Source organism: Ruegeria arenilitoris, from assembly GCF_013032445.1.
Taxonomy (GTDB): Bacteria; Pseudomonadota; Alphaproteobacteria; order Rhodobacterales; family Rhodobacteraceae; genus Ruegeria; species Ruegeria arenilitoris_F.
In genome coordinates, this window is record NZ_WQCA01000021.1 from 16,577 (window position 1) to 41,874 (window position 25,298).

30 protein-coding genes are annotated in these 25,298 nt (G+C 53.4%); 12 read left to right on the forward strand and 18 right to left on the reverse strand.

Translation table 11 applies throughout. The annotated features are described in order from the left end of the window. Positions 1-51 precede the first annotated feature (51 nt). Positions 52-951 carry a LysR family transcriptional regulator gene (locus GOW98_RS21550; protein WP_170335932.1) on the forward strand — a complete coding sequence of 300 codons (900 nt, stop codon included), beginning with the start codon at positions 52-54 and terminating at the stop codon, positions 949-951. Here the strand turns inward: GOW98_RS21550 and GOW98_RS21555 are convergent. The 9 genes from GOW98_RS21555 to GOW98_RS21595 all read right to left on the reverse strand — a co-directional run bounded on the left by GOW98_RS21555 (position 941) and on the right by GOW98_RS21595 (position 9,419). Then, positions 941-2,050: an AbrB family transcriptional regulator gene (locus tag GOW98_RS21555; RefSeq protein ID WP_254438112.1), complete on the reverse strand. Its 1,110-nt coding sequence runs from the start codon at positions 2,048-2,050 to the stop codon at positions 941-943. The genes GOW98_RS21550 and GOW98_RS21555 overlap by 11 nt on opposite strands. After that, a complete protein-coding gene (gene rraA, locus GOW98_RS21560) occupies positions 1,996-2,469 on the reverse strand; it encodes a ribonuclease E activity regulator RraA (RefSeq protein ID WP_170335936.1) in 474 nt (157 codons plus the stop codon). Before rraA ends, GOW98_RS21555 begins: the two co-directional genes overlap by 55 nt. 6 nt (positions 2,470-2,475) lie before the next feature. After that, positions 2,476-3,117 (reverse strand): 3-oxo-tetronate 4-phosphate decarboxylase, encoded by a 642-nt coding sequence (gene otnC, locus GOW98_RS21565; protein WP_170335894.1) that lies wholly within the window; start codon positions 3,115-3,117, stop codon positions 2,476-2,478. Beyond that, on the reverse strand, positions 3,114-4,391 hold the full coding sequence (otnK, locus tag GOW98_RS21570; protein ID WP_170335938.1) for a 3-oxo-tetronate kinase: 1,278 nt from the start codon (positions 4,389-4,391) through the stop codon (positions 3,114-3,116). Before otnK ends, otnC begins: the two co-directional genes overlap by 4 nt. A 10-nt stretch (positions 4,392-4,401) precedes the next feature. Further along, positions 4,402-5,046 (reverse strand): aspartate/glutamate racemase family protein, encoded by a 645-nt coding sequence (locus GOW98_RS21575; RefSeq protein WP_170335941.1) that lies wholly within the window; start codon positions 5,044-5,046, stop codon positions 4,402-4,404. A 105-nt stretch (positions 5,047-5,151) separates the two neighbouring features. Beyond that, positions 5,152-6,237, reverse strand: a complete 1,086-nt coding sequence (locus GOW98_RS21580; protein WP_170335943.1) for an isocitrate/isopropylmalate dehydrogenase family protein — start codon at positions 6,235-6,237, stop codon at positions 5,152-5,154. Positions 6,238-6,287: 50 nt separating this feature from the next. Further along, complete coding sequence (locus GOW98_RS21585; RefSeq protein ID WP_170335945.1) at positions 6,288-7,832, reverse strand: tripartite tricarboxylate transporter permease; 1,545 nt, start codon at positions 7,830-7,832, stop codon at positions 6,288-6,290. Positions 7,833-7,841: 9 nt separating this feature from the next. Continuing rightward, complete coding sequence (locus GOW98_RS21590) at positions 7,842-8,273, reverse strand: tripartite tricarboxylate transporter TctB family protein (RefSeq protein WP_170335947.1); 432 nt, start codon at positions 8,271-8,273, stop codon at positions 7,842-7,844. A 72-nt stretch (positions 8,274-8,345) separates the two neighbouring features. After that, complete coding sequence (locus GOW98_RS21595; RefSeq protein ID WP_254438113.1) at positions 8,346-9,419, reverse strand: Bug family tripartite tricarboxylate transporter substrate binding protein; 1,074 nt, start codon at positions 9,417-9,419, stop codon at positions 8,346-8,348. A gap of 297 nt (positions 9,420-9,716) precedes the next feature. On the opposite strand from GOW98_RS21595, the gene GOW98_RS21600 reads away from it, so the two are divergent. Beyond that, positions 9,717-10,640: a GntR family transcriptional regulator gene (locus GOW98_RS21600; protein ID WP_170335949.1), complete on the forward strand. Its 924-nt coding sequence runs from the start codon at positions 9,717-9,719 to the stop codon at positions 10,638-10,640. Then, positions 10,592-11,029: a methylglyoxal synthase gene (locus GOW98_RS21605; RefSeq protein ID WP_254438114.1), complete on the forward strand. Its 438-nt coding sequence runs from the start codon at positions 10,592-10,594 to the stop codon at positions 11,027-11,029. Before GOW98_RS21600 ends, GOW98_RS21605 begins: the two co-directional genes overlap by 49 nt. A 194-nt stretch (positions 11,030-11,223) precedes the next feature. Here GOW98_RS21605 and GOW98_RS26135 read toward each other — a convergent pair whose 3' ends face one another. From GOW98_RS26135 to GOW98_RS21615, 3 genes are read right to left on the reverse strand one after another with little or no spacing between them, the layout of a single operon-like run. Next, positions 11,224-11,358 (reverse strand): hypothetical protein, encoded by a 135-nt coding sequence (locus GOW98_RS26135; RefSeq protein ID WP_302479309.1) that lies wholly within the window; start codon positions 11,356-11,358, stop codon positions 11,224-11,226. Between the two features lie 30 nt (positions 11,359-11,388). Beyond that, complete coding sequence (locus GOW98_RS25590) at positions 11,389-11,598, reverse strand: hypothetical protein (protein ID WP_217359686.1); 210 nt, start codon at positions 11,596-11,598, stop codon at positions 11,389-11,391. 17 nt (positions 11,599-11,615) lie between these two features. After that, positions 11,616-12,539 carry an SDR family NAD(P)-dependent oxidoreductase gene (locus GOW98_RS21615; RefSeq protein WP_170335951.1) on the reverse strand — a complete coding sequence of 308 codons (924 nt, stop codon included), beginning with the start codon at positions 12,537-12,539 and terminating at the stop codon, positions 11,616-11,618. A gap of 111 nt (positions 12,540-12,650) precedes the next feature. On the opposite strand from GOW98_RS21615, the gene GOW98_RS21620 reads away from it, so the two are divergent. Beyond that, positions 12,651-13,598, forward strand: a complete 948-nt coding sequence (locus tag GOW98_RS21620; RefSeq protein ID WP_170335953.1) for a LysR family transcriptional regulator — start codon at positions 12,651-12,653, stop codon at positions 13,596-13,598. A gap of 116 nt (positions 13,599-13,714) precedes the next feature. Here GOW98_RS21620 and GOW98_RS21625 read toward each other — a convergent pair whose 3' ends face one another. Next, the gene (locus tag GOW98_RS21625) at positions 13,715-14,608 is read right to left on the reverse strand and encodes an AraC family transcriptional regulator (RefSeq protein WP_170335955.1); all 894 of its coding nucleotides are present in this window, start codon (positions 14,606-14,608) and stop codon (positions 13,715-13,717) included. 168 nt (positions 14,609-14,776) lie between these two features. Here GOW98_RS21625 and GOW98_RS21630 point away from each other — a divergent pair, with 168 nt between their 5' ends. Both GOW98_RS21630 and GOW98_RS21635 read left to right on the forward strand, forming a co-directional pair. Next, positions 14,777-15,730, forward strand: a complete 954-nt coding sequence (locus GOW98_RS21630; protein ID WP_170335957.1) for an SDR family oxidoreductase — start codon at positions 14,777-14,779, stop codon at positions 15,728-15,730. 245 nt (positions 15,731-15,975) lie between these two features. Then, positions 15,976-16,371, forward strand: coding sequence for a hypothetical protein (locus GOW98_RS21635; RefSeq protein WP_170335959.1), 396 nt, complete (start codon positions 15,976-15,978; stop codon positions 16,369-16,371). Here the strand turns inward: GOW98_RS21635 and GOW98_RS21640 are convergent. Next, positions 16,301-17,221 (reverse strand): LysR family transcriptional regulator, encoded by a 921-nt coding sequence (locus GOW98_RS21640; RefSeq protein WP_170335963.1) that lies wholly within the window; start codon positions 17,219-17,221, stop codon positions 16,301-16,303. The two genes, GOW98_RS21635 and GOW98_RS21640, sit on opposite strands and share 71 nt — an antisense overlap. Positions 17,222-17,371: 150 nt before the next feature. On the opposite strand from GOW98_RS21640, the gene GOW98_RS21645 reads away from it, so the two are divergent. From GOW98_RS21645 to GOW98_RS21655, 3 genes are all read left to right on the forward strand, one after another. Further along, positions 17,372-17,941, forward strand: a complete 570-nt coding sequence (locus tag GOW98_RS21645; RefSeq protein WP_170335965.1) for a carboxymuconolactone decarboxylase family protein — start codon at positions 17,372-17,374, stop codon at positions 17,939-17,941. 277 nt (positions 17,942-18,218) lie between these two features. After that, complete coding sequence (locus GOW98_RS21650) at positions 18,219-18,881, forward strand: peroxiredoxin-like family protein (RefSeq protein ID WP_170335967.1); 663 nt, start codon at positions 18,219-18,221, stop codon at positions 18,879-18,881. A gap of 117 nt (positions 18,882-18,998) precedes the next feature. Next, positions 18,999-19,877 carry a peroxiredoxin family protein gene (locus tag GOW98_RS21655; RefSeq protein WP_170335969.1) on the forward strand — a complete coding sequence of 293 codons (879 nt, stop codon included), beginning with the start codon at positions 18,999-19,001 and terminating at the stop codon, positions 19,875-19,877. 223 nt (positions 19,878-20,100) lie between these two features. On the opposite strand, the gene GOW98_RS21660 is transcribed toward GOW98_RS21655, so the two are convergent. Both GOW98_RS21660 and GOW98_RS21665 read right to left on the reverse strand, forming a co-directional pair. After that, the gene (locus GOW98_RS21660) at positions 20,101-20,544 is read right to left on the reverse strand and encodes a hypothetical protein (protein WP_170335971.1); all 444 of its coding nucleotides are present in this window, start codon (positions 20,542-20,544) and stop codon (positions 20,101-20,103) included. Positions 20,545-20,581: 37 nt separating this feature from the next. Beyond that, positions 20,582-20,950 (reverse strand): antibiotic biosynthesis monooxygenase family protein, encoded by a 369-nt coding sequence (locus tag GOW98_RS21665; RefSeq protein WP_170335974.1) that lies wholly within the window; start codon positions 20,948-20,950, stop codon positions 20,582-20,584. Positions 20,951-21,053: 103 nt separating this feature from the next. Between GOW98_RS21665 and GOW98_RS21670 the strand changes: the two genes are divergently transcribed. Continuing rightward, positions 21,054-21,542: a MarR family winged helix-turn-helix transcriptional regulator gene (locus GOW98_RS21670; protein ID WP_170335975.1), complete on the forward strand. Its 489-nt coding sequence runs from the start codon at positions 21,054-21,056 to the stop codon at positions 21,540-21,542. Between the two features lie 117 nt (positions 21,543-21,659). Continuing rightward, positions 21,660-22,463: an NAD-dependent epimerase/dehydratase family protein gene (locus GOW98_RS21675; RefSeq protein WP_217359687.1), complete on the forward strand. Its 804-nt coding sequence runs from the start codon at positions 21,660-21,662 to the stop codon at positions 22,461-22,463. A 179-nt stretch (positions 22,464-22,642) separates the two neighbouring features. Here the strand turns inward: GOW98_RS21675 and GOW98_RS21680 are convergent, their stop codons facing one another. Next, the gene (locus GOW98_RS21680; RefSeq protein ID WP_254438115.1) at positions 22,643-23,203 is read right to left on the reverse strand and encodes a PACE efflux transporter; all 561 of its coding nucleotides are present in this window, start codon (positions 23,201-23,203) and stop codon (positions 22,643-22,645) included. Between GOW98_RS21680 and GOW98_RS21685 the strand changes: the two genes are divergently transcribed. Beyond that, a complete protein-coding gene (locus tag GOW98_RS21685; protein WP_217359689.1) occupies positions 23,173-24,075 on the forward strand; it encodes a LysR family transcriptional regulator in 903 nt (300 codons plus the stop codon). The two genes, GOW98_RS21680 and GOW98_RS21685, sit on opposite strands and share 31 nt — an antisense overlap. Here GOW98_RS21685 and GOW98_RS21690 read toward each other — a convergent pair. Beyond that, the gene (locus GOW98_RS21690; RefSeq protein ID WP_170335982.1) at positions 24,072-24,953 is read right to left on the reverse strand and encodes an SDR family oxidoreductase; all 882 of its coding nucleotides are present in this window, start codon (positions 24,951-24,953) and stop codon (positions 24,072-24,074) included. The genes GOW98_RS21685 and GOW98_RS21690 overlap by 4 nt on opposite strands. Positions 24,954-25,298: the final 345 nt, after the last annotated feature.

A 25,298-nucleotide genomic window follows, 5' to 3' on the forward strand; every position in this document is an offset into this window, starting at 1 on the left:
TTTCGGGATAAACAGGACAAGATCGAACATATAATCCGGAAATTCCGTTTAATGCTTTTAGACAATCTTCGCTTGTTTCTGACTATAGCCGAGAAAGGCAGTCTTGTGGCCGCGGCGCGGGAGACAGGGATGTCGAGCACGACAGTATCCGAGCGCCTCGCGGCTCTGGAGGCACATTACGGTGTGGTTTTATTCAACCGAACCACCCGTTCCATCAGCCTGACAGAAGAAGGCCGGGTACTAGCCGACGGTGCAAAAAGCGTACTCAGTGAGGTTGCGGACCTGGATACACTTGTTCGGCATGGTGCCGAAACTCTATCAGGTCCAATTCGCATAAGCGCACCCATAGACTTGGGACGGAGCCTTGTCTCCGAAGTTATTGCCGAATTCACCGAAGAGAACCCAGCCGTCTCAATCGAACTGTCCCTCTCGGACGGCTATGTCGACCTTGTAGGCCAGGGTTTTGACCTCGCCGTTCGCTTCGGCAACATCACAGACAGCTCGCTCAGATTACGAAATCTAGGAAGCTACCAACGTTTCGTATGTGCGTCCCCAAGTTACCTAGCCTTATTCGGAACGCCTGAAAAACCAGAAGATCTTTTAAACCACAACTGCTTGGTCATGAGGTTTGGCGACATGATCGACAACGTTTGGGAGTTTGGATCAGGACCAAATGCCCAGCGGGTATCGGTAAAAGGAAACCGAATAGTCAATGATGGTTCACTCATCCGCGATTGGGCGATTGCAGGCCATGGGGTCGTACTGAAGTCCGAGCTGGATGTCGGCGACGATGTTCGATCTGGCAGACTTATTTCTGTCTTGCGCGACTTCCTTCCACCGCCGAAACCTTTGCAAATGATGTTTCCGCCTAGCCGAGCCCAACCACGTCGCATAACGGCCTTGGCTGAGCATTTGCGACGCAAATTTGGTGTGAGTAATTTTACTTGCTAAGTCGGGAAGACTTTGTGAAAGCCGCTACGAGGACAGGCGCCAAAACAAGTGCCGCCAAGACCCTAAAAATATGATGTACGCCGACGAACGCAACGTCGCGACCAACGCTCACTGCTATGATTGACATCTCCGCCAAGCCTCCAGGTGAATAGGCTAAGACGAGTGCAACCGGGTCTGTTTCCAACACGTTCGCAACAGCCAATGCGCCTGAGAAAGCCACAGAAATCTGGAGAGCGACAACCATGGCCGCTGCACCTAGAGCTGCGATCAGTGCTTTGATGGGCACTCCGGAAAAGCGTGCACCAACATTAATGCCAATGAAAACCTGCACCAACGCAGTCATAGAAACCGGGATCTCGAATTCTGTCCATCCCAGCAAGTGAACGGCCGCGCTGAATGTCATCGGCACTACCACAATAGGTGCCGGCAGCTTCACCCTACCCCGTGCTAGCATTCCCACAGCAATGCATCCGATGATCCAAACCCAATCGGTGACCGTGATCGAAGCCAGCTGTGTTTGCGCTTCGGGTGGAATGACCTCGAAGTCCGCAATCAGGTTGATCAGTAGTGGAATCAGCAAAATTGCTAATGCAATGCGCAACGCATGAACGATAGCGACACGAGCCTGATCCGCACCTTTTTGCTCGGACAGCAACACCATTTCGGCAATGCCACCCGGCATTGCGCACAGAGAAGCTGTCACTGCATCAAAGCGCGAAATACGTCGTAAAAGGTAGAAACCAAGGACGTACATTATTCCAAGGGCTAACAGTAAGAAGGCCAATGACACCCACCAAGCACCAAAAGAGGAAAGCAACTCGTGCGTAAAGGATGCGCCCAACATCACACCTACAGTTGCTCTTACCAAGTCCAACATAGGGCCCGGTAGTTTGACAGGAAACTGCTTCAACGATCCGGCGATCGTCGCCAACATTGACCCGATCATCCACCCCAGTGGAATGCCTGTGAGCGATACAAGCCAGCCAGCAAAAGCTGCCGTGCCTATGATAGCGCCATGTTGTGAGAATTTGGCAAAACTCGAAATCAGACCAATCGCTTCTTGCTGTGCAACACACCGTCCGCATCGCCGTAAACCCAATCACCAGGATGGAATTTAACCCCACCGAAGGTCACTGGCTCCCCGACTACGCCCCACCCTCGTTTCGCGCTTTTGACGGGGCTGGTCGCTAAGGCGAATACTAGAGTGTCCATTTGATTGATTTCGGCACTGTCTCGAATTGCGGCGTTCAGGATAAGACCAGCCCATCCATTTTTGATCGCAATATCAGCCAACATATCGCCAAGAATTGCAATTCGCGTTGATGCTCCGCCGTCGACAACCAAAACGCGCCCCTCACCGGGTGTTCCCAGTTGCGCCCTAAGTTCCGTGTTATCTTCGAAGCACTTCACTGTCTGTATTTGCGCCGCAAAGAACGGTTTTATCCCGAACTGCCGAAACGGCAGGTGGACAAGTGTAAGCTCTGACGCATAATGATCGATAAGGTCAGCGGTTTTCATAGTGGCTTACATCCTTCCGAAAGTTTTTTTGAGTTCTGCGACTTGAGCTACATCCAACATTCGGGTTGGCATACCTCGCAGTGCCAACAGTAACTTGGCTGTTTCTTCTAACTCTTCTGCTGCACAGACAGCTGAGAACAGATCCTTTCCTGATACGACAGGTCCGTGATTGGCCAGCAGAGCAGCACTATAATTGCCGCCCAATTCGCGGATCAAATCACCGGATTTCGGGTCACCCGGCTTGACGTATGGAACCAGTTTGACCGTGCCGACGCGCATGACCACGTAGGGTGTAAGCGGTGGAATACAGTCATCAGGATCGGTGTCTTCCAAACAGGACAGAGCAGTGGCCCAGGTCGAATGCAGATGAACCACGGCGCCCGCTTCTGGTCTCGTCTCATAGAAGGCTTGATGCAGAAAAACTTCCTTGGTCGGCTTGTCTCCTGAAACGTGGTTTCCATCCAAATCAATCTTGGCTATGCGCTCGGGGTCGATATTGCCCAAAGTCGAGTTGGTAGGTGTCATAAGGATTCCGTCATGCAGCCGGGCAGAGACATTGCCCGCAGTGCCAACGGAAAAGCCACGTGCAAACAGCGAGGCACACAGCTCCGACATTTGCTGTCGTAATGCCTGCTCTTCAGAACTCATTTGCCGGCCTCCATCATTCTGAGGGCCTTGGCGAAAAAGTCCGGAGCGCCGAAGTTTCCAGACTTTAGAGCCAGCGCAATGGGTTCAGTTTTTCCAACGCTCAGGACTGGCACGCCCGGGTCAATTTCTGGCCCAATTGACATGGCCGGTGACCCCAGTGCCTCGGAGACAGCCTTGGCAACGGCTCCCGAGGTCTCCCCTCCTGCCACCACCAATCGCTTGTAGCTCTTCTGAACAAGCTCGCGCGCGGTATCTGCAAAGAGATTGTCCAGCCTGTCCGCTACAGCTTCCTGACCAAATTGACTTTGGATCGCGCGCACATCATCCGGACTTCCCGACGAGTACGCGAGCGGAGCCTGACCCGAATACGCTTCAAAGAAGTCCAGAAGCGTCTGTGTGGTCACATCCCCGGACATGACGCTCGGAACATCAATAGCGAAGGTCGGATGGGATTCTGCATGTACATGTATCTGCCCACGGGTGGCACCGGAACACGACCCGGCAAGGATAGCGGCGGGCCCAGTGATACCTGTGAACACACTGCCACCTCTTTTGGACGAAGCTTTTCTGACGAAGTTTTTGGGTAGACCCAATGCTATCCCGGATCCCCCGGTAATGAGCTGGGCATCCTTAAGAGCCCCGCCCCAGGCCAGCAAATCCTCGTCCGAAATCGCATCACCGATTACAAAGCGTTCGTTTGCGTTCTGCAACGCATCAGCAATCGCCTCTGGCCCTTGCTTCACTGTGTCAATTGGCACCAATCCAACCGCTTCTTCGGTCTGATGTTGCAACCAGCGCCTGATGTTGGCGTCCGTCATCGGAGTAAGAGGGTGATTTTCCATCCCAGACTCGTGTAGCGGCTTACCGAGCACAAAGAGATGGCCCTGGCAAACCGTACGCCCCGTGGTGGGAAAGGCCGGACAGAAAACCACCTTTTGCGCACTCAGTTCATTGGCCAACGCTTCCGCAACGGGGCCGATGTTCCCTTCTTTTGTGGAATCGAATGTCGAGCAATACTTGAAGATGAACTGCTGGCATCCTTGGTCCGCGAGCCACCGCAGGGCCCGCAGGCTGTCCGCAATGGCTTCCTCGACCGGTGCTGTCCGGCTTTTGAGTGAGATCACACCCGCTTCGATCTCCTTATCCGCCGACGTCGTCGGAATACCCGGAAATTGAGCCGTTCGTAATCCACCCTCCGGCTCAACGCCCTTTGCCAAGGTGTTCGCAATATCACTCGCACCAGTAAAATCGTCCGCAATGACACCGATTAGCATTGAACCTCCCTCACTGATTGCCTTCGACGCGCCGTCGGATTTCGTGAATCGCCGCCTGTGGACTGGTCAACACTGGAATCTGTACTGTTTTACGGACATCCTCAACGGCGTCAGACATCGAAAACTGGGCTAGAAGAATAACGTCAGCGTCGTCGATACTTGATGCGGTTTCCGCAATCAGGCGATTGTGTTTTTCATCATCACCCGCTTGCTTTGCAGCCAACGCGCCAGAGCAATAGTATGACGTAATCTCCGCATTGCTGCCGCGCGCCCTAGCAGCATCTAGAAATTCCTCTTCCATACCTGCCACAGCTGGAGGAAAAGTATAAATCATTGCGATGCGATCACCGTATGAGAAAGCCGCATCGAACATCGCTTCATTCGGCTTCATGACTGGGATGAGCGCCTCGAAATCTGCTCTTTCGATTGCGGCTCCGAATGCTGAGCACGTGAACAGTACACCATCTGCGTCAGCGCCTTCCGCATACCGGCAAAGGTCTACGATGCGCCGGAAAAGATCGGCGGACAATTCGACTTGCTTAGACCTGTCTAAAGACAACCCCTCTTCTAGGATCGAAATGGTTTCTGCTTCCGGCCAGTGCTCGCGTGCCGCAACTTCGATTGGATCAATCGCGACGCGGGTTGCATGGATCAACGCTAATCTTGGTCGTCTCATAATTGCTCCAGCTCAAGACGGGTGACGCCGCAAGGAGCGACGCCACCAGTTGATGTGGGCACGCTTGCCCACCGGGAGATCCAATCATGCCGGGATCGTTTCCCTTGAGATCATTTCGGCCACAAGCGTCCCGAAAGTGTCGGTGTTTACGGTGCCACCTAGGTCGCGGGTGCGCTTTGCAGGATCATCGATGACGGCGTCAACTGCATCCGCTATGGCTTGCCCAGCCTCCATAAGCTTCGGACTACCCTTCTGCTCGCCGAGCCAGATGAGCATCATAGCGGCGGAGAGAATAAGTGATGTCGGGTTCGCAACGTTTTGCCCTTGGATGTCCGGGGCAGAACCATGCTGTGCTTGTGCGCAGCATAAGCCCGTTTCAGCGTTTGCATTGATCGACCCAGCGAGCCCCAAAGACCCTGACAGTTCAGAGGCAAGGTCCGAGAGAATATCGCCGTAGAAGTTAGTCGCGACGATAACATCATATTCGTGCGGCTTTCGAACCAGCAGCGCTGCAAATGCGTCGACAATCAACTCTTCGGTTTCGACTTCAGGGTAGTCATTCGCCACCTCGCGGAAGCACTCCAGGAAAAGGCCGTCGGTCATGAGGAAAGAGTTGGCCTTGTGTATTGCAGCGATTTTCTTCTTCCGTTGCATGGCCAGTTTGAAAGCCTCTCTGCATATCCGCATGGATCCGTGTCGCGTAATTTTGCGAACCGACAAAGCCATGTCCGGATCGGGCATCATTTCTCCGACGCCCTTGTACATGTTGCGGTCAGGATAGAATCCCTCTGTCGCCTCACGCATGATCACAAGATCCATCCCCGGCGCTTTGTTCGGTAAAAAGTCACGGCTCCGGGCCGGCCGCACATTCGCATAAAGATCTAGGCCGATACGGAACCCGGCCGAAACGTTGCGACCACCTTCAACGACTGGCGGGTAGTCCATATGGGATTGCGTCCCTAAAATGACTCCATCAAACTCAGTTCGTGCACGTTCCAACACGTCGTCACGCAGAGTGATACCGTGGTTCCTGAGGCTAGTAAAACCGGACTCTTCTTCTTCAAACGTTAATCCCAGGTCGTACTTCTTGTTGGCGGCCTCAACGACTTCCAAAGTCGCCGCCATGATTTCGGGTCCGATGCCATCGCAGGGCAATGTCATGATACGCATCTTTTGTCTCCTTGTTGGCCGAAGCCAGTCATTCTTGAAATCCGGTGGGTTTAATCCACCACCGATGCCTCTTCGTCATGGCGCTGCGCATCCATTCGGTCCTTAACCCGACGGCCAACAAACATGGGCAATACGAAACCGGCGATTGCGATAAGCCAGAGGATTATTGCGAGGGGACTTCCCACTAGCGCCAACCAATCCCCGTCCGAAATCGTCATTGCGCGGCGAAGGTTCACTTCCATCTGGTTGCCAAGAAGGATGCCCAAGATGACTGGCACCAGCGGCACGTCGAGCTTGCGTAGAAGCCAGCCTGCAAAGCCGAAACCAACCATGAGCATTACATCGAAGGTGGAGCCCGTTATCGAGTAAATCCCAACGAACGAGATCATGGCGACGACAGGCATCAGAATGCGCGTCGGCACCAGCAACACGCGCGTGAACAGCCCGACCAACGGAACGTTCATCAAAAGCAGAATGATGTTGCCGATGAACAAGGCCGCGATCAGCCCCCAAACCACGTCCGGATTCTTTGTGAAGAGCAGTGGTCCCGGGGTAATGTTAAGTTGCAGCAAAACAGCCAACAGAACGGCGGTCGTCCCCGAGCCCGGTACGCCCAACGAAAGCATCGGCACCAACGCGCCTCCAGCGGCCGCATTATTGCCTGCCTCCGGAGCTGCAACACCGCGTGGATCGCCTTTTCCAAAGGATTTCCCATCCCGGTCGACGCTTTGTTTCTCCAGTGAGTACGCAAGGAATGACCCCAGCGATGCTCCGGCACCTGGCAAGACGCCTGAGAAGAAACCAAGACCAGTGCCGCGAGCGATTGAAGGCAAGCAGCGCTTGATCATGCCGAAGTCTGGCAAGATGCGCCCAACTTTCGTCGCGCCAGCTGATCCAACGGCACCGCCACGGTGATGTTCGAGAAAAATCAACACTTCACTCAGTGCGAACAATCCAACGATAGCGATCAAGAAGTCGATGCCATCGAAAAGGTGGATTTCACCAAAGGTGAAGCGCTGCGACCCTGTTTGGCTATCACTGCCAATCATCGCGATACCCAGCCCTAGTGCAGCTGCGAAAGCAGATTTGGCTTGGTTCGTAGAGGAAACACCACCCAGTGTCGCAAACGCGACTGTAAAGAGGACAAAGTACTCAGCTGGTCCGAAAAGCAGCGCGATTTTGACCAACTGTGGCGCCAAAATCACCAGGCCAATTGTTGCGACAAACGCCCCAAAGAAAGATGCGATGCCACCTAAAGACAAGGCTTCGCCGGCTTGACCGTTTTTTGCCATCGGATATCCATCGAGGCACGTCATCATCGCGGGTTCATCGCCCGGGATGTTTAGCAAGATCGAACTAATTCGGCCGCCGTACATGGCGCCGTAGTAGACACTTGTAAGAAGGATGAGAGATGGGATGGGCCCAAGCCCGAGCGAGAAGGCAATCGGAATGAGGATAGCAACCCCATTTGCCGGACCCAAGCCAGGCAATGCTCCCATCAAAGTGCCGAGGAAGCATCCAACGACAGCCAGGAACAGATTTTGCGGTGACAACGCAACCGAGAATCCATCAACAAGAAGTGAAAGCGTTTCCATGGCTACCCCTCAGAACCCCAATGGTCCTTCGGCCAAAGCAAGGCCTAGGATTAGGTGAAAAACGACGTAGATACCGACGGCTGTCAAAAGGCCTACGACGAGCGACCACAGCGGAGCGGTTCCCAGTCGCCAGGTTAGGTAAGCGGTCGCAAAGGTTGTTGCGATGACAAACCCAATCTCGGAAAGAGACCATGCGTATAGAAACATCACAGCAGTGGCGAACAATATCTCGGCAAAGTCGCGCAACCCTGGCCACTTAGGCTCTTCATCCGGGCGGATTATGAAGTAGAGCGACGTAAGGCCTAACACGGTGCCCACGATGTAAGGAAAGGCGCGCGGACCCACGACATCGACCATGAAACTGTCTTTGATGATCGATGCGGCCCAAATATAGAATATCGCAAGGGCCAGCCCGAAACCGCCGAAGATGCGGTCACTCATAGTTTCCTCCCAGATTTCCGGAATTTCTTTTAGGTGCCCAACCAGATGCGACCGGTTGGGCACGCATGACATTTATTGGATGATACCGATCTCTTTCGAGAGCTTGGTCACGTCCGCAATACTGCCCTCAACAAAGGTGTACATGTCGTCACCAAAGTTGTTGAACGGCTCAATGGCAGCTGCTTCGAGCTCTGCCTGGAAGCCAGGATCCTCGGTCAGCGTAATGATCGCGTTCTTCCAGAACTCTTTGGATTCCTCAGTTGCACCAGCCGGCATGTAAAGGCCGCGCCAGTTCGCGCCAACGACGTCCAAGCCTTCCTCCTTTGCAGTAGGAATATCCGGGTAATTCTTCAGACGCTCAGGGGCCAGGATCGAGATTACCCGGATATCACCCGACTCCAGGAAGCCCAGCATCTCGGAGAAATCTCCAGACAGCGCCTCGACCGAACCAGAAAGCAGGCCGGTCATGGCTTCACCGCCACCATCGAAGGATACATATTTCATCTGGGTTACATCTTCGAGGCCGGCTTCGCGGGCGACCAACATGGGCTTGATGTGGTCAAAACTGCCCACAGACGAACCACCCGCGATCCCAACTGACTTTGGATCAGCGACAATGTCCTCCATCATCTGAGACAGAGAGGTGTACTTGGAGTCTGCGGGCACGGCGATGGCTCCATATTCAGCTCCGAAAGTAGCAAGAAAGTGCACGTCATCCTGTTGGGCGCCTTCGTAAATGCCCTGCGCAATTCGAGCGCTGGTACTCATAGAGGCCGCAACGATAAGGTTGTTGTCTTCGTTGCGCTCTTTAGTGACATGCGCGAACGCAACTCCGCCGCCCCCACCACTCATATTGGTAACCTGCATCGAGTCTTCGATGACCCCGAGATCGAAAAGATACTTCGCTGTTGTGCGACAGATGAAGTCCCATCCACCACCGGGATTTGAAGGCGCAATGCATTGCGGGCTTTCGGCTTTGAATTCGGCGGACGCGCCAGTCACGCCGGCAACGGCTGCCGCAGCAGCAATAACGCCGATGCGAGTGAATTTCATGAACACGGGTAATCCTCCCCAGTTTTCCAAGTGTTTTTCAGCGCGAATCCCGCACTGGTTATTTTGATTGCATATTGGCGCATAAAAAGCCAATCTTATTTTGCTTTTTATGATCGGAAAAACCAAAATAGCTGAACATACTATTCCCCGATAAATATTAAGTATATGTTTTATATTGCATTATTAAAGGTTCGAAACTCACCTAAAAGAAAAGAACTTCGCTGAAAAGGTCATAAAACCAATCCAATTTTCGCAGAATTCATCGTCTCACCAGTGCAAAACCCGCCTATCTTTGGCTTTTTACGTATAGAAAACCTAAAATTTGGCTGTATGTTAGCTGTCAGATGCAATCTACGTAGGTGAGAGTGGCAAGAGGAGTCAGGCGTACCAATGCGAGCCAGCGAATTATCGAAGAAGATATCGAACCGTCTTTTGCATGATATCGTTGCGGGTACACTTGAAGGTGGCCAGCATATAAGCGCTCAGCAAGTCGCCGACAGGTATGGCGTATCCAGAACCCCAGTGCGCGAGGCGCTGATATCCCTGGAGGAAAAAGATGTTCTCATCCGCCTGGAAAACCGGGGGTACTTTGTGGCCGACAAGTTGCCTCCGGCCATCAAAGAAAGCCTGGATACTGTCGACCCGAGCGAGCTAGACGAATACCAACTACTTGCAAACGATTGGCTAACAAATGAAATTCCAGAAGAAGTTACTGAGCAGTTCTTAAAGCAGAAGTACGGCTGGACTAAAGCTAAGGTCGGAGAGCTGTTGATCCGCGCTTCTCGAGAAGGTTGGGCTGAACGCAAAGAAGGCTACGGCTGGCGGTTTCTTCCGGTGGCAAAAACACCCGAGGCATTTGATGAGATTTACAGGTTCAGAATGGCGATAGAGCCAGCCGCCATGCTGGAGCCCTCGTTTGAACTCGATCACAAAGTCCTGGATGAACAGCGGCGCATTCAGCAGGGAATGCTTGATATGGATATGGACGCCGTGAATGGAGAAGCGCTGCTAGAAAGCGGGGCATTATTCCATGAAGAACTCATCAAGTTGTCCGGAAACCCGTTCTTTCTCATGGCACTCCAACGCGTGAATAGAATGCGACGCCTGATGGAGTACCGAGCCGAAGTGAACCATCAACGATTGATAGAACAATGTACTGAGCATCTTGAGATACTTACACTCCTGGAATCCGGTAACATCGTGGATGCCTCCTACAGAATGCGGCAACATTTGAGTGGCGCACTTAAGCGTAAGTCTCCGCTGGCATGGAGTTGGGCTACGGACACTTCAACACCGAGGAAAGCAACATCATGAGCAATGGGAGCGACGGTCCAAACGGCCGCAAACGAGTCGCGCTTGTGGCGCATGATCAGATGAAAGACACAATGGTCGAGTGGGCCAAATCCCACAAAACCGCACTGAGCAAAATGGAGCTTTTTGGGACTGGCACGACCGGCGGGCGAATTGCGGAAGAAGTCGGCTTGCCTATCAAGCGCCTCAAAAGTGGTCCGCTGGGAGGCGACGCTCAAATCGGCGCTATGATTGCCGAAGGGAAGCTCGACACATTGATCTTTTTCATTGATCCACTGTCGGCGTTGCCACACGACGTCGACGTAAAATCGCTTCTTCGGCTGGCTACGCTGTACAACACTGTTCTAGCTATCAACGAAGCGACTGCGTCGAAGGTCATCAGCGAGGTTTAGTCCAAACGAAGCGAAACGACTGCTCCACTAGGAACTATGATTGCTTTGGGCTTGACGCTGACGTTCGCCTGAATATCGCGAGCGATTGCTATACGGACAAGCCGGATACGCTCGAATGTCCGCTCGTGAGCTTGATGATGGGCCGAATGGATGGCGACTTCAATCTAACCGCCATCCATCTGCTTCGAAGTCGATTAGAAGGAGAGCTGGTAGTAGGCTGACAGCAACACCGCGATAATCACAAGTTCGACGACCAACGGGGGCAGAACAGCCTTGTCAAATCCGTCCGCCAGAATTCCGGCAATACGCCCGAAAGCAACAACCGCCATCAGGATCGCAACAGCCAGATAGCCCAGTGTCTACCCGGTGGTCAGACCGATCACTAGCAAAGCCACTGAGGCCAGAAACAACCCGCCAATCACCGAACGGATCGTGCTAAGTCCGGCGGTGCCGACCGGCTCGATGGCAAAGTTGGCTACCATGCGCCGAGGTGCACACATCGACATGATACCGAGACCAAATAGCATGAGGGTTGCGAGGATGACCAAGATGTTCAGTGTGGTTTCCATTTTGTTTCTCCTTTGATTCAGGCGAACTGGCGTAATGCCTGGTTCGCGTTGTCCTGAGTGGTGATGTCCGACAGGGTTCCATCAATGCCAGCCTGATCCACCACAGACCCAGTGGGATAGCCCGTTTGACTGGCGTAGAAGTGGCCGGTTTTGAATTCCGGGTTTAGCAATCCGTCCAGATACCGTTTCGCTCCGGCTTCAACGCTGTGCATCATGCCGAACAGAGGCATCAGCACACCGCCCACATCTTTGAATACAATGCGTTTCATAAGTGGCAGGTCGTCAAAGCCCGCAGTTCCGGCTGTACCTCCGGGGCTCATGGTGACGAAGCGAATATGGGGATGCTGACGCGCCATCGCCCCCATCCAGAGAGTCGCTGTCAGCTTGGCATAGCCGTAGGTCTGCATCGGGTCGCCCTCTGGTCCGAACTTGCTGCCGTCGGCGATTGATTTGAATTCGTCGACGGTTCCATTGGACAGGTCGGGGCGGTGCATACCCATTTTGGGAATACCACGAGCAGCCTCGGACCCAGCGTATAGAATTGTGGATGTCACCAACTGACGCTCAAGCAACGCGTCTACCAACACCACGTGGCCCAGAACGTTTGTTGCGAAAATGTTGGTCACGCCATCGCTGGTGAGGCTGTTTGGGTTCTGCCCTCCTGTTCCACCCGCATTCAGGATTATAGCGTCAATCGGGGTGGAAAGTTCGGCCACAGCGGCGCGAACCGAAGCCGGATCGGTTACGTCCATCAAGACAACTTCAAAAATCTTGCGTCCGGTTTCGTGTTCCAGCGATGATTTCGCGGCCTTAGCTTTGGTTGGGTTACGGCAGGCCAGATAGACTTTGGATATGCCTTTCTGAAGCGCAAGCTGTCGGGCCGCCTCGCGGCCCAGTCCGGCATTTGCACCTGTGATTAATACAGATTGTATCTGGTTCATCCGGTAAGGTCCTTGGTTTTGCGATAGATAAACCCAAGGTAAGCTGGTCAATGAATGGTCTGTAGATGGGTATTTCTGGACACGATGTCTCAAAAATGAAACACAAGATGTATGTCGATCAAGGAAAGCCATTCCCTGAACTGGGACGATCTGAAGTACTTTCTGGCCGTTGCCCGCACCGGAACATTGCGGGGCGGCGCTGATAGCATTCAGGTCAACCATACGACCCTGACCAGGCGGCTTTCGGTTATGGAGGAACGCGTTGGAAGTCGTCTTTTTGACCGCTCCAGGCAAGGTTTAGCTCTGACACAGCTTGGCGAAGACCTGATGCCGCATGCCGAACGGGTCGAGGCTGAAATGACAGCTGCTTCTCGGGCGATCGTTGGTCGGGATGCGCAGCCGACAGGAACAGTTTATGTGACGCTGCCCCATGGTCTGGCGATGACCTCGCTGATGGATGATTTCGCCGCCTTCGCTGATCTCTACCCAGACATTACCCTCAACATGAACTTTACCAACGACATCCGCGATCTGACACGACGCGAAGCCGATGTCTCGCTACGCATTGCCAATGAGGTGACTGATGACGTGGTCGGCAGAAAACTGGTTCAAATGTCCCAAGCCGCCTATTGCACCAGAGGATACGCCGAGAAGGTCAGCGACAACGGTGGAGAAGGACTTCATTTTATCGGTTGGCATGAGCCGGAGGAGGCAATTACGGCCAAATGGATAAAAGACAGCTACTACCCAAAAGCTCAGCTCAGGCACCGTGTTTCAGAACTTGTGCCCTTGATCACATTGGCGGCGTCCGGTCTCGGCATGGCCTATCTTGCGTGCAATCTTGGCGACCGCCATCCTGATCTGATCCGCGCGCCCTTCCAAAAGCCGATTCCATATCGGAGCATCTGGCTGTTGTTGCATCGCGATCTTCGGGACACCGCACGGGTCCGGCTATTTGTTGATTTTCTAGCTGAACAGATAAAGGCAAGGCGTAACGAGTTCTGGGTCTCGGGAACAGCGCGCTCAAATAACGGTCATTCGCAGCGTCTCAACAAATGAGCAGGTTGCGTTCCAACTCGGTCATTCGCTGCACTTGGTGTGAACGACCACTATGCGGACAAAGCTCCCGTTCGCTAAGGTAGCTCCGAGGTCCGCTCTCCTCTCGAAAGTCAGCCTCACGCAACTTTGACCAGTAGTTTCTGTGCCTCTCCCCATTGCCTCGGCGATTGCCCATACATGCGCCTGAACTCGCGGCTGAATTGGGACGGGCTGACATAACCAACGTCCATTGCGGCTTCGCTCACAGGCATCCCGCCCGCGATTTTCATGGCGGCGTTGTTGAGGCGCATCGACTTAACGAACTGGATTGGTGCCATCGTCGTGGCCTGCTTGAATTTACGATGGAAGACCGCCCGGCTCATACCCGCTCGGCTTGCCATATCGTCAATCGAGATCGGCGCATCCAATTGTGACGACACGTGCGCAATGGAACGTGCGATGGCGTTGCCAGCACCGAATGCCTGCCGTGCGAAGGTGCCGGCTTCTCCCTTCAGGATCGAATAGAGCAGCTCACGCAATCGCGCCTCGCCGAGAACCGCTGTATCCGTCTCGCTGTCTCCGAGCCGCAGTAGCCGCAGCAGCGCTTCGGTGAACCAATCGTCCCATCGCGCGAGCCTAATTCCCGGCTCCCGCAGTCCTCCTTTGACCGAAGGCAGAACGCCCCCGGCATTTTCCATCTCCATCGCCAGCTCGGCCATAACACGTTGTTCCAGCGAGATCATAACCCCGTAGAGAGGGTTGTCATGCGAGGCCAAAGGCGTCCCCGCCTTGACCGGCATCGACATTGGACAGCAGAGATATTGACTGTTGTCGTATTCGTATCTTCGGCCATCCAGAACCGCTTCCTTCACACCACTCACGATTGCCACGATACAGGGCTCGTAAACGGCTGGAACACAGGGGATTGATTGCGTGGCGCGAAACAGCCGCACACCCTTGATGCCCGTCTCGGTCAGGCCGTCCGTTTCAGTTCGGTCTGCGATGATTTGCTTGATCTGATCCTTGCTCATAAGAGCGATGTAAAGGCTCCAGATCGATGCTGGCAACTACCTTGATACAATCGGGCAAGTATTTGCGATGATCTCGCCTGTTTTCGCGTTCTGATGAGAGCTATTTGCATTTCCAAGTTGAAATACAATTCACCCGGTCCCCGCGCCAACGCAGATAGGAGACAAAATATGCCAGATACCACATTCGGACCCAAAGGCTGGATGCCCGAGCGACTCGGCGACCTCTCCGGCAAGACCTACCTCATCACCGGTGCCAATGCAGGCGCCGGGTTCCAGGCCGCGCGGACGCTCCTTAAGAAGAACGCTAAGGTCGTGATGTTGAACCGCTCGGCTGAGAAGTCTCAGGCAGCTGTTGCGGACTTGAAGAGTGAGTTCGGCAGCGAGGCGGAAGTGAGGTTCATTCGCATGGACCTGGCCTCGCTCGCAAGCGTGCGTGAAGCTACGGACGAGGTTTTGAATTCCGTTCCCCGGATCGATGCGCTCATCTGCAATGCTGCCATCGCGCAGGTGCCAACCCGCAAGCTGACAGAGGATGGGTTCGAGAGCCAGCTCGGCACCAACCATTACGGTCATTTCCTGCTCTGTGGTCTTCTTTTTGAGCGGATCGAAGCCTCGAAAGGTCGGATCGTTGTTGTCGCCAGTCTCGGCTACAACATGGGTCTGAAGACGATCAAGTTCGGCGATATGAACTGGGAGGAGGGTTATGGCCCGAACACCGCATACTCGCAAAGCAAGTTGGCGCAAATGATGTTCGCTTATGAATTACAGGACAGGCTTGCCACCGCCGGGCGCACCGTGGTCGAGGTTTATGTCTGCCATCCCGGCTCGTCGGCAACGTCACTGATCAGTACGAACGGCAGCCGGACGATGCGGTTCATCTGGTGGCTGATGACCAAGACACCGATGGTTCAAACGGCCGAGCAAGGGGCCTATCCCGAAGTCATGTGCGCCACCGAAGAGACTTTGACCGAACAACGCGCACTCTACGGACCAACAGGCCGCTTAGAAGTCGTTGGCCCGGTCGGCAAGGGTACATTGAACCCACACGCGTATGACAAAACCGTCATGGCAAGGCTTTGGGACGTGACCGAGAAATCAACGGGTTTCTGCTGGAAACTTTGATCCAACTGGGTGCGATACAGCTACCGATGCTCCGCCTCAAGGGCAGACACTCGTCCGCCGCGCACTATCTAGGAAAATGGGCTCCGAGTTGCCATTCTCTACAACCAACTCGATTGGTCGGTGGCAGCCCTGAACAGTCTTTCAAAACTGGTGATTGATACCTCCGCTACCTTGGCTCGATGCGACTGATTTTTTGCTAAAGTAAGTAGGCACCAATTGGAGATTGTTAGTTCGGAGCAACGGAGATGGAACGCAAATTAGCGACTATTCTGGCCACCGATATAGTCGGTTTCGCGGGATTGGTATCACGCGATGAAGGCGGAACAATAGCTAAGTTGGTTCGACTAGAACGTGAAGTCATCGGCATGCATGTGGAGACGCGCTTCAATGTCATAGCTGTGGCTATATCGGCCAAATTGCCTGGGGCGCATCGGGCCGCCGATGCCCCGCCTGTGTGGCGAAAGGTTGGTAGCCCGATGAGTGGATCAACCTGGGAAGAAGATGAAATCTTTGCGCTGGCTGGATTCAGCCATGACGAGGCAGACATCCTCCGCCTTGTTTTGAGTGCACTCAACTCCCGTGCGTCCTGGGAAATCGTGAAGCAAAAGATTTTGGAAAAACTTCTTGCAAGTGCTTTGTGAAAGCGCGGGCTGAAGGCTTTGTATGACGACCGCCCGCCAGTAACGCGTTCACTTCAACGTTTCCGATTGTCCAATCAGGCAGTAGTTGCACGAGAGTACCTGCCTCCAGCTCGTTCCTGCAACTCCAATACGACGTGCTGACAATGCCCAAACCGGCGACCGCCGCCGTGGTTGTGCTTTCATTGACGGAGATCATCAGTTGGCTTTCGACACGAATGGACTGGACCTTTCCGTCTTTCTCAAAGCTCCAACCCGCTTTTCCAATGCTTGACGGGCCGAGGATAACCTGATGATCCACCAAATCAGAGGGCTGCTTCGGGGTGCCCGTTTTTTTCAGATAAGAAGGGGCGGCAACAACGACCCTGGGTGTCGTGCCCAGTTTGCGCGCGACCATCGTTGAGTCTTCCAACGGCCCAAATCGGATGGCAACGTCGATAGCCTCGTCAATCAAATCCTGCATTGAATCCGTCAGAACAAGATCCACTTTGAGTTTTGGGTGTTGTTCCAGAAACGGTGGCAGGGCAGGTATGATCTCTCGTTGTGCAAAGCTCGCCGCTGCTCCAACCCGCAAACGACCACGCAGCTCGCCAGTGCCCCTAACAAAGTGATTTGCCTCCTCGATGTCAGAAAGGATCGGCTCGATACGCGTCAAGTATTCTTCCCCGGCTTCTGTCAGCCGAACGGCATGCGTCGAACGCACAAACAGCTGAACACCCAGTTCTTTCTCAAGGTTGGAAATGATCCGGGACACGGAAGGCTGAGACTTGCCGGTTTCTTTTCCCGCAGCGGTAAAGCTGCCGGTACGTGCGACCCGCGAGAACAAGCGTAACGTGGAGAAGTTTTCGGACATTCACATTATGAATAATAGTTAGGCTTTTTACCAACCTACCTTCCAGTTTCCTTATGAGCAACATTTGAACGCAACGGCAGGCGACCAACAGTTCGGGCCGGTCAAAACCTGAAAACTCCAATGCAAACGCATTCTAAAAAGGAACATCAAATGGCAACCTACGCACAGCACACGGTAGACACTGCTCCTGAAGGGTCCAAGCCAATCCTCTCAGAGATCAAAGGCAAAATGGGCTTTGTGCCGAACCTGATGGCAACAATGGCGGAATCCCCTGTTCTGGTCGAAAGCTACATGACTATGATGGGCATTTTCGAGAAAACGGATCTGACACCCACCGAACGCGAAATCATACTGATGACGAACAACCGTCTGAACGGCTGCACCTACTGCATGGCAGCGCACACAGCCGTTTCAAAGATGGCAGGAGTGGATGATAGTGTAATCACCGCATTGCGCGCGGGTACGCCAATCGCGGACACCAAACTCGAAGCGCTTCGCATTTTTGCTGAAACCATCAACGAAACGCGGGGATGGGTCAGTGTTGAACAGGTCGATGCTTTGATCGAGGCCGGATATTCAAAGCAAACCGTTCTTGAGGTCATCGCCGGAACGGCACTCAAGGTTTTGTCGAACTACACAACCCACATCGTGAACCCGCCGCTCGACAAGGCATTTGAGCCTATGGCTTGGAACCCTGAAACCCCTGCGTCGGCAGAATAGTCGGAGTCCTTTTCGCCACGGGGGGCTAAATTCGCATTGGATCGCCAGAAATACGGACGTCCGGCAAACGAGCGTCGCGCATAAAGCGCGGCGCTGTTTTGTTTTGCAGGCTGAGTTTGTTCCAATTGGGATCCGCAAGTGGATCATTCGTTTTTTGAATAACCCTTACTCGAATTGGTCAGCTACCACCGTTTTCTCAACAGGCCAAATATCAGAACAGGCGGCACGAAAGATCCCTGAGCCGACCAGAGAACGCAATTTGAGAAGTGGAAAAGACATGACCCTCCAAGACCAACTCGACGACTTCAAGGCCCAATTCAAGACCATGGCCCCCGAAGGCGCTTTCGAAGCCTTTGCCCGTTCGACACAAGAGCTGATTGACAGCGGTCAGGCAGAGCGTGCGTTGAAAGCAGGTGACGTTGTGCCTGACTTCGTACTGACGGATTCGGATCGCAATCCGGTTGCGCTGAAAGACTTGTTAGCCAATGGCCCGGTGGTTATGACGTTTTATCGCGGTGTTTGGTGTCCCTACTGCAACATCGAGCTGAAAGCGCTTGAAGCTGTTGCCGAGGACGTTCGCTCACGTGGTGCGACGCTTGTTGCAATCTCGATGCAGGGCGCGGCGGACAGCCGGAATTCCCAGAAAGACAATGAACTGAGCTTTCCGATCCTGACGGACAAGAACGGCGAGCTGGCTGAAAAGCTTGGTATCCGCTGGACGCTGCAAGATTACGTCATTCCGGTTCACGACGGGTTTGGCGTCCACTTGCCGCGCATTCATGGCGACGGCCAGTGGAACCTGCCGATGCCCGCGCGCTACGTCGTCGATACCGACGGCACAATCGCCTACGCCGAAGTGAACCCCGACTATACGCGCCGTCCTGAACCAGCGGATCTGTTCCCTGTTCTCGATAGTTTGTCGGCAACAGCCAATGCGTAACCCGGTTGCGCGCTTCGCGAGACGGGGCGCGGACCATCCAACCTCTCAACCCCCTGCACTTACGTGACCGATGAGCCACCTCGGGCATCTCGGCAAGATCTCGAAAGGATTTTCGAAATGAAAGGCAAACTTATTCTTCCCTATATCATGCTGAACATGCTTTCAGGCATCGGTTCGGTCGTCATGTTCTACCTGTCGGACTTCGACCCGATTTGGATCGGGACATTCTTTGCCACATTCACCATGCCATTCTTTCTGATGGTGCTGGCCGGTGCTTTGGGCATTTCCCGCACCTCCAAGAACCTGCCTATAATCCAACTCATCAACCTGGTTGCGGTGGCGTGGGTGGTCTACCAAATCAGTGTGCGCGGTGGTTTCACAGCTGCCAGCGAATACGTTGCAATAGGCCTAGCCTTGTTTGGCGCGATCACTATGCAATGGTATATTCACATCTTCTCGAACTATGGCCGCAAGCCAAGCGCAGCCATCGTAAAGGGCAAAGTGCTGCCTGAATTGCCCCTGCAACGTCTAGACGGGACCAGCACGACTTCCGCGTCCTTCGCAGGCGAAATGACACTGCTGGTATTTTTCCGCGCCAACTGGTGTCCGTTCTGCATGAACCAACTCAAAGAAGTGAAAGCAAAAGCGGATCAACTGGCGAAGGCGGGCGTAAAGGTGAAATTCATCTCCAACCAAGGCATCAAGAATTCGGAGAAACTGGCCAATGATCTGAAACTGCCCGCGCATTTCGAGATTTTTCAGGACAACGATCTGGCCGCAGCCAAAGCCCTCGGTATCGAGGATATGGGTGGCGCTCCGTCCGGCATGCCGGGCTACCCCATCGATACCGTCAAAGCGACTGTGATTGCACTTGATGAAGACGGCAGAGTAATTTTCGGCGATGAGACAGACAACTACCGAATTCGTCCTCATCCCGATACGTTCCTACACGTCTTCGGACCGCGAGGCAGTGTCCGGGCATTCTCAGCAGCATAAGAACTGCGAAGACCCAACACTAAGTGCCGCGCATCACTACGCGGCACTTTGCCTTCTCAGCTCTTGGCAACCGTTCGCCTTCTTCGCTTCTAAGACCGTTCACAGCCCTAATCGGACATTCCAAACTGAACTTTGCAAATCCCGACAAGCGGACATAGCACTAGTTCGCTGCGTTTGCTCGAATGTCGGCAATTTCGCCAGTGGTTGGACTAGAATCGAGCTTTCAGCGAGGCCTTCGAATTTTGCCGGTCATTCGCAAGCCATCACGAATGTTCAGTCCCATCATCGTGAGATTGGTTGCCCCAGCGATCAATTCAATCACCTGTACCGTGTAAAATGTGCTGTCGAATTCGCCAGCGGCAGCCTTGCCAGCCAGAAACCAAGCCGCTGGTACGAGGATCAGTAAACCGTTTAGCGCAATGATCGGCATACGGGTCTTCTTTGCTCTCGTAAGCGCATCCTTGCGTTTCCGGCCCATTGCCATGCCCGATCCGCCAGCAATCGCCATTGCCGGTATGAGGATGAACATGCCTTTCAGGATCAATGCCTTGACGGTTGCGACTGCTTCATGGCTCGCAAAGAGTTCGCTGGTGATCGTTGATGTCCAGAAGACCAGGATCATCACAAAGCCGATGCCGCCCGCGATGGCGTGAATCTTTGTTTTCATTGCGGTTCCCTCAAATTGGCTTCTGAAACGGGTTTCGTCAGGCCGTGCAGCAATTCGGCACCGCAACCTTCTCAAACAGATGGGGGGCGGTCACAGCGCTTGAGGGATAGTGGCTGAGCTGCTGCTGAAACTCGGGGTTTGAAAACGCAGCGCGGAAATCCGCAACAGACTCCCAGACCGCGTAGTTCATATACATGCTGCCGTCACCAACGGCTTTGTGCAGTTGGGTGCTGATGTAACCCGGCTGCATTTTCATCCATTGGGCATCGCTCTTCCAGGCTTCAACGAGGGCGTCTTGGTCAAGAGGATCGACTGTGAAGAGATTGACGAGAACGACGGGTCCAGCGTCGATGCCCAATTGCCGTTCAATGGGAAACTCAGGGTCGAGCGGTTTGAAACTTACCATTTAGGTGCTCCTTGAAAGTAGCTTTATTTTGGTGTCATGTTGTCATATTTAGGAAGCATCAACCAAAATGACAATACGTTGTCAATTGAAATGAGGAATCGACATGCCGGATGCGCGAAGGACTGAAGAAGGAGAAGCCGTGACAGCCTTGATACTGGATGTGTTTCGGCTGAACGGTAGATTGCAGCTTGCCGGTGATCACCTCGTATCTGAACTCGGTCTAACAAGTGCTCGATGGCAGATTCTTGGTGCCATCGCCTATTCTGATCGACCGGAATCCGTTGCCTGGCATGCAAGGACGATGGGTGTCCACCGACAGGGCGTACAACGGATCGTCAATGAATTGAGCAAGGAAGGCATAGTGGAGTTTCAGCCGAACCCACACCACAAGCGGGCGCACTTAATCGTACTGACCCAAAAGGGGCAGGAGTTATACGAAGCTGCGATTGCGAGGCAAATCCCATGGGTGAATGAACTCTCGGAAGGTCTGTCGCCAGATGATATTGCATCAGCGCAAAATGTTGTTGACCATCTCAAAACACGCCTTGAAGAAACCTCAACGCGACAAGATCAGAGTTCGACCCAAAGCTGACACTCGTACAGAGTGCAGCATCGAACGTACTGAGTTCTGAAGCAGAAATTCGAAGTTCACAATAAGGAGCCAACATCTGCCTTGCAGACAAAGTTACCAAAAAGCAGACCGAACTGAATGTCTGCTTTCCTTCGGCTTACGGTCGCTTTAGAGCTAACCACCGTGTCGCAGAGGTTGGGAGGACAGACCATGCAGAAGGTGCTTGTAACTGGTTCGTCGGGCCGGATTGGGCGGGCATTTTTTGCCGCATATCACGAGCGGTATCAGTTTGTGTTGTCCGATTTGAATGAACCCACGTACTCTGTTTCGGGTCAGCATCATTTCGTGCGATCTGATCTCTCAGAGGCAAATGCCGCAGCGGATTTGTGCCAAGGCGTGGATACCGTTGTGCATCTCGCAGGCGTACCCGACCCGAACGCACTATTTGACGATGTGCTGCCTGCCAACATTTTGGCGACAACCCACTTGATCGAAGCTGCTTGTCAGGCAAACGTCCGCCGCTTCGTCTTCGCGAGCAGTGCACAAACCATCGAAGGATACCCCGTTGACCGGCAAATCGTTCCGGGAATGGCAGTTGCCCCGGCCAATCTGTACGGCGTCTCCAAGTGCTATGGGGAAGCCTTGTGTTCGCTTTATGCGACGCGGCACGGCATGTCCTGCGTCTCATTGAGAATAGGGGCGTTTGAACCTGCCGACGGCCCGCCACTTGAAACCCTACGTGATCTCAGCGCATGGCTCAGTCATCGAGACGCGACGCATCTGATTGACCGGGCGATTCAAGCTGAAATCAAAGGGAGCTTTATCGCGCACGGCATCTCTAACAATCGATTTAAGCGGCTTGATCTAACCGAAACTTGCAAAGTGCTTGGGTACGCACCGCAGGACGACGCCTTTTCGACCTTTCCAATACCATCCGCCTAAAGCCGGCATCCGTTCATATCGCAGCATCGAGTAGTTTGGGCTCGCTCCAGACCTTAGCTGCAAGGCCGATCAAAGCGGAAAGCGGGACTTTGCGGCCATCCGCATTTTTACTCCAAAGGACCGTAGTCAGCCCAAACCGGACCTTCGCAACCAAACTTTGCAATTTTGGAGATGTGCAGTCACAAGGCATTTTGATCGGCGAGTTTCACGCGCAACCAATCAAACACGATATTGAAGAAGAATGTATAGATGAAAATAAAAGCAATCAGCGCCGCCTCCAGTTTCATCGCATCCCACAGTGTCAAGCTCAGGGCCCAGGCTAGAACAGGCAGTGTCAGCGCAACAAAAGTGCCCTCAAACAGCAGTGCATGAACCATTCGCACAAACACTGATTTATGCGCGTTTTTTCGGATGGTCACCAAAAACCAATCAAACGTCATGTTAAAGACCAAGTTCCACAGCATCGCAGCCAAGGAAAAGAAGACCCCAAGGATCAGCGATTTCTGCACGTCGACATGCGAGATCAGCGGAAGCAGCAGGGCATTGCTCAACAGCGCAAAAACTTCAAACAGCACCGCGTGCACCATCCGACCAGCAAAACTCATAAGTTTTTTTCCTCTGTTATGTCTTCGCAAGAGTTTTAACCTATTGTTATGATCCATAAAGGTGGATACCATATGCCAAACAGATGGATGGAAGAGAACTTCCGATGCGCGCATCATTCGAGCAGTTAGAGGCATTTGTTACTACCCACAGCGAAGGGTCATTTTCCGCCGCAGCCCGCAAATGCAAAAAGGCCCAATCGGTAATGAGCACCCTCGTCGCTAATCTTGAGGTCGATCTGGACATCGAGCTTTTTGACCGTAGCCGAAGATACCCGACCCTCACCAAAGCAGGAGAAGTGTTAATCTCGCAGGCCGAAATCCTGTTGGAACGGCGCAACCGGTTTCTGGCCATCGCCGACGCGCTGTCGATGACCTTAGAGAACCGCGTTACGCTAGCAATGGCACCACATATCAAGATCGCCAACCTCGGAGAGATCATCCGCGCCTTCAGCGCCGAGTTTCCGTCTGTTGATGTGGAAATCCAGTCATTTACGGCCGGGGAGATTCAGCGACTGATTGTCGAAGGCACGGTGGATTTAGGCATTATCCTGGAACCCGAGGGCATCCCCCAAACACTCGACTTTCGATCTTTAGGCACACTCAGGTTGGTCTGCATCAGCCATCCCGAAAGCTCGTTGGCACAAATGCCGTCGGTGTCTTGGGAGGAGTTGCGCCTGCATCGTCAAATATTGCTGAAAGAAGCCGACAACCCCAACAGCGCTATCCTTAAGGCCTCGCCATCAATTTGGCAGGTCAGTACTGCATCGGAGGCCATTGATCTTGTGCAGGCCGACCTGGGGTGGTCGGCACTGCCTTTGCACGCGGTGGATGTCTTTATTCAGACCGGTGCGCTTAAAATCCTGCCGCTGCAATTCGAGACCAAACCCTACGCCGAACGCTCGGTGGATATGGTTTGGTCCTTCGAAAATCCCCTGGGTCAGGCAACAGTCAGGCTGTTGGAGCAACTATCTGAAAAAGCTGTGATCCAGAACTCAACTGTGACTTAGATCTCGCCGCGAAGTTCCTCGGCAAAAGAGGAAATCGTGTGCTTCGGTGACCCAAGAACCGCACGGGTTTCACTGTCCACCAGTTCTTCCTTGAGCTGCTGCACGAATGTTAACAAATGTTCGATAAAAGCCGCTTGCTCTTCCGGCAATCCCATCTGGCCAACCGCCTCCATAGGCAACCGGATGACTTCTGCCTCGGGGGCGTAGGTTTTCAGAAACTCTGTCGCCCCCTCTGTGTACGTCTTGGCTTGTAAACCCTGAACAGCAAACTCTTTGTTTTGGGCCGCGTCGTTATCAATTGCATTGAAGACAAGATCGGCCAGATCGCTGGAATTGGTGAACCAGATTGGATGAACGTGGTTTCCGATGACAGCTAGTTGATTGTCCATCAGGAATTTTGGCAGTGAATCGAGAAAGAACGAGCAGTAAAAGAATGTATGAGGAATGCCCGATGCCTTGATGGCATCGATCCCGCCTTGGCGGATCGCATTTGTGCCATAAGCCATGCCTTCGGTCGAAAACTCTGGATAAGCGGTGTCGACCCCTGCAATTTGCATGATGTGCTGAACACCAGTCTCTTTCGCTGCCGCCACGACATTGATCACCCCTTCGCGTTCGGTGTGAAACGGCAAGGTGGTGTCTAGCGACTCGGTATTCAGCGTGATGTATAGCGTCTCAGTACCCTGCAAAGCGGATCTCACGCTGGCCAGATCCGATACGTCGCCCCGAACAAGCCGAACCTCTGGGGGCAGAGTTGATTTTGCCGCCTCTGGATTTCGCACGATGGCAGTCACTTCCGCGCCTTTTTCAACAAGCTTTGCGGTTACGCGATGTCCCAGATGGCCCGTGGCGCCGATGATAGTGATCTTTTTTGTCATGGTGGTATCTCCTGTTTCAGCGACGCTTCTACAGGTTAGGGCGCAATGTGTTTAGTTACGACCCATCTTATATACAGATACTACGGGAGCAGATGAAGGAACGGGTCTCACGAATTCAAAGAAAAGGTGCACTTTGAAGACTTTCGGGAGCTAAGTCTGCTTTCGCGAAGCAACGCAGGCTTTGCAAAGTGCACTTTTGCTCGAAGCATGGAAGATCGAAACCGCCGAAGGTTAGTAAGACTCGACGTTGGCTACCTTCTGCATCTTCGACTGGAGAGCCCAAAAGCGGACGTTTCAATATCCAAGCCGCACAATAAATCGGAAAATCAAGTAAGGCCGACGAAA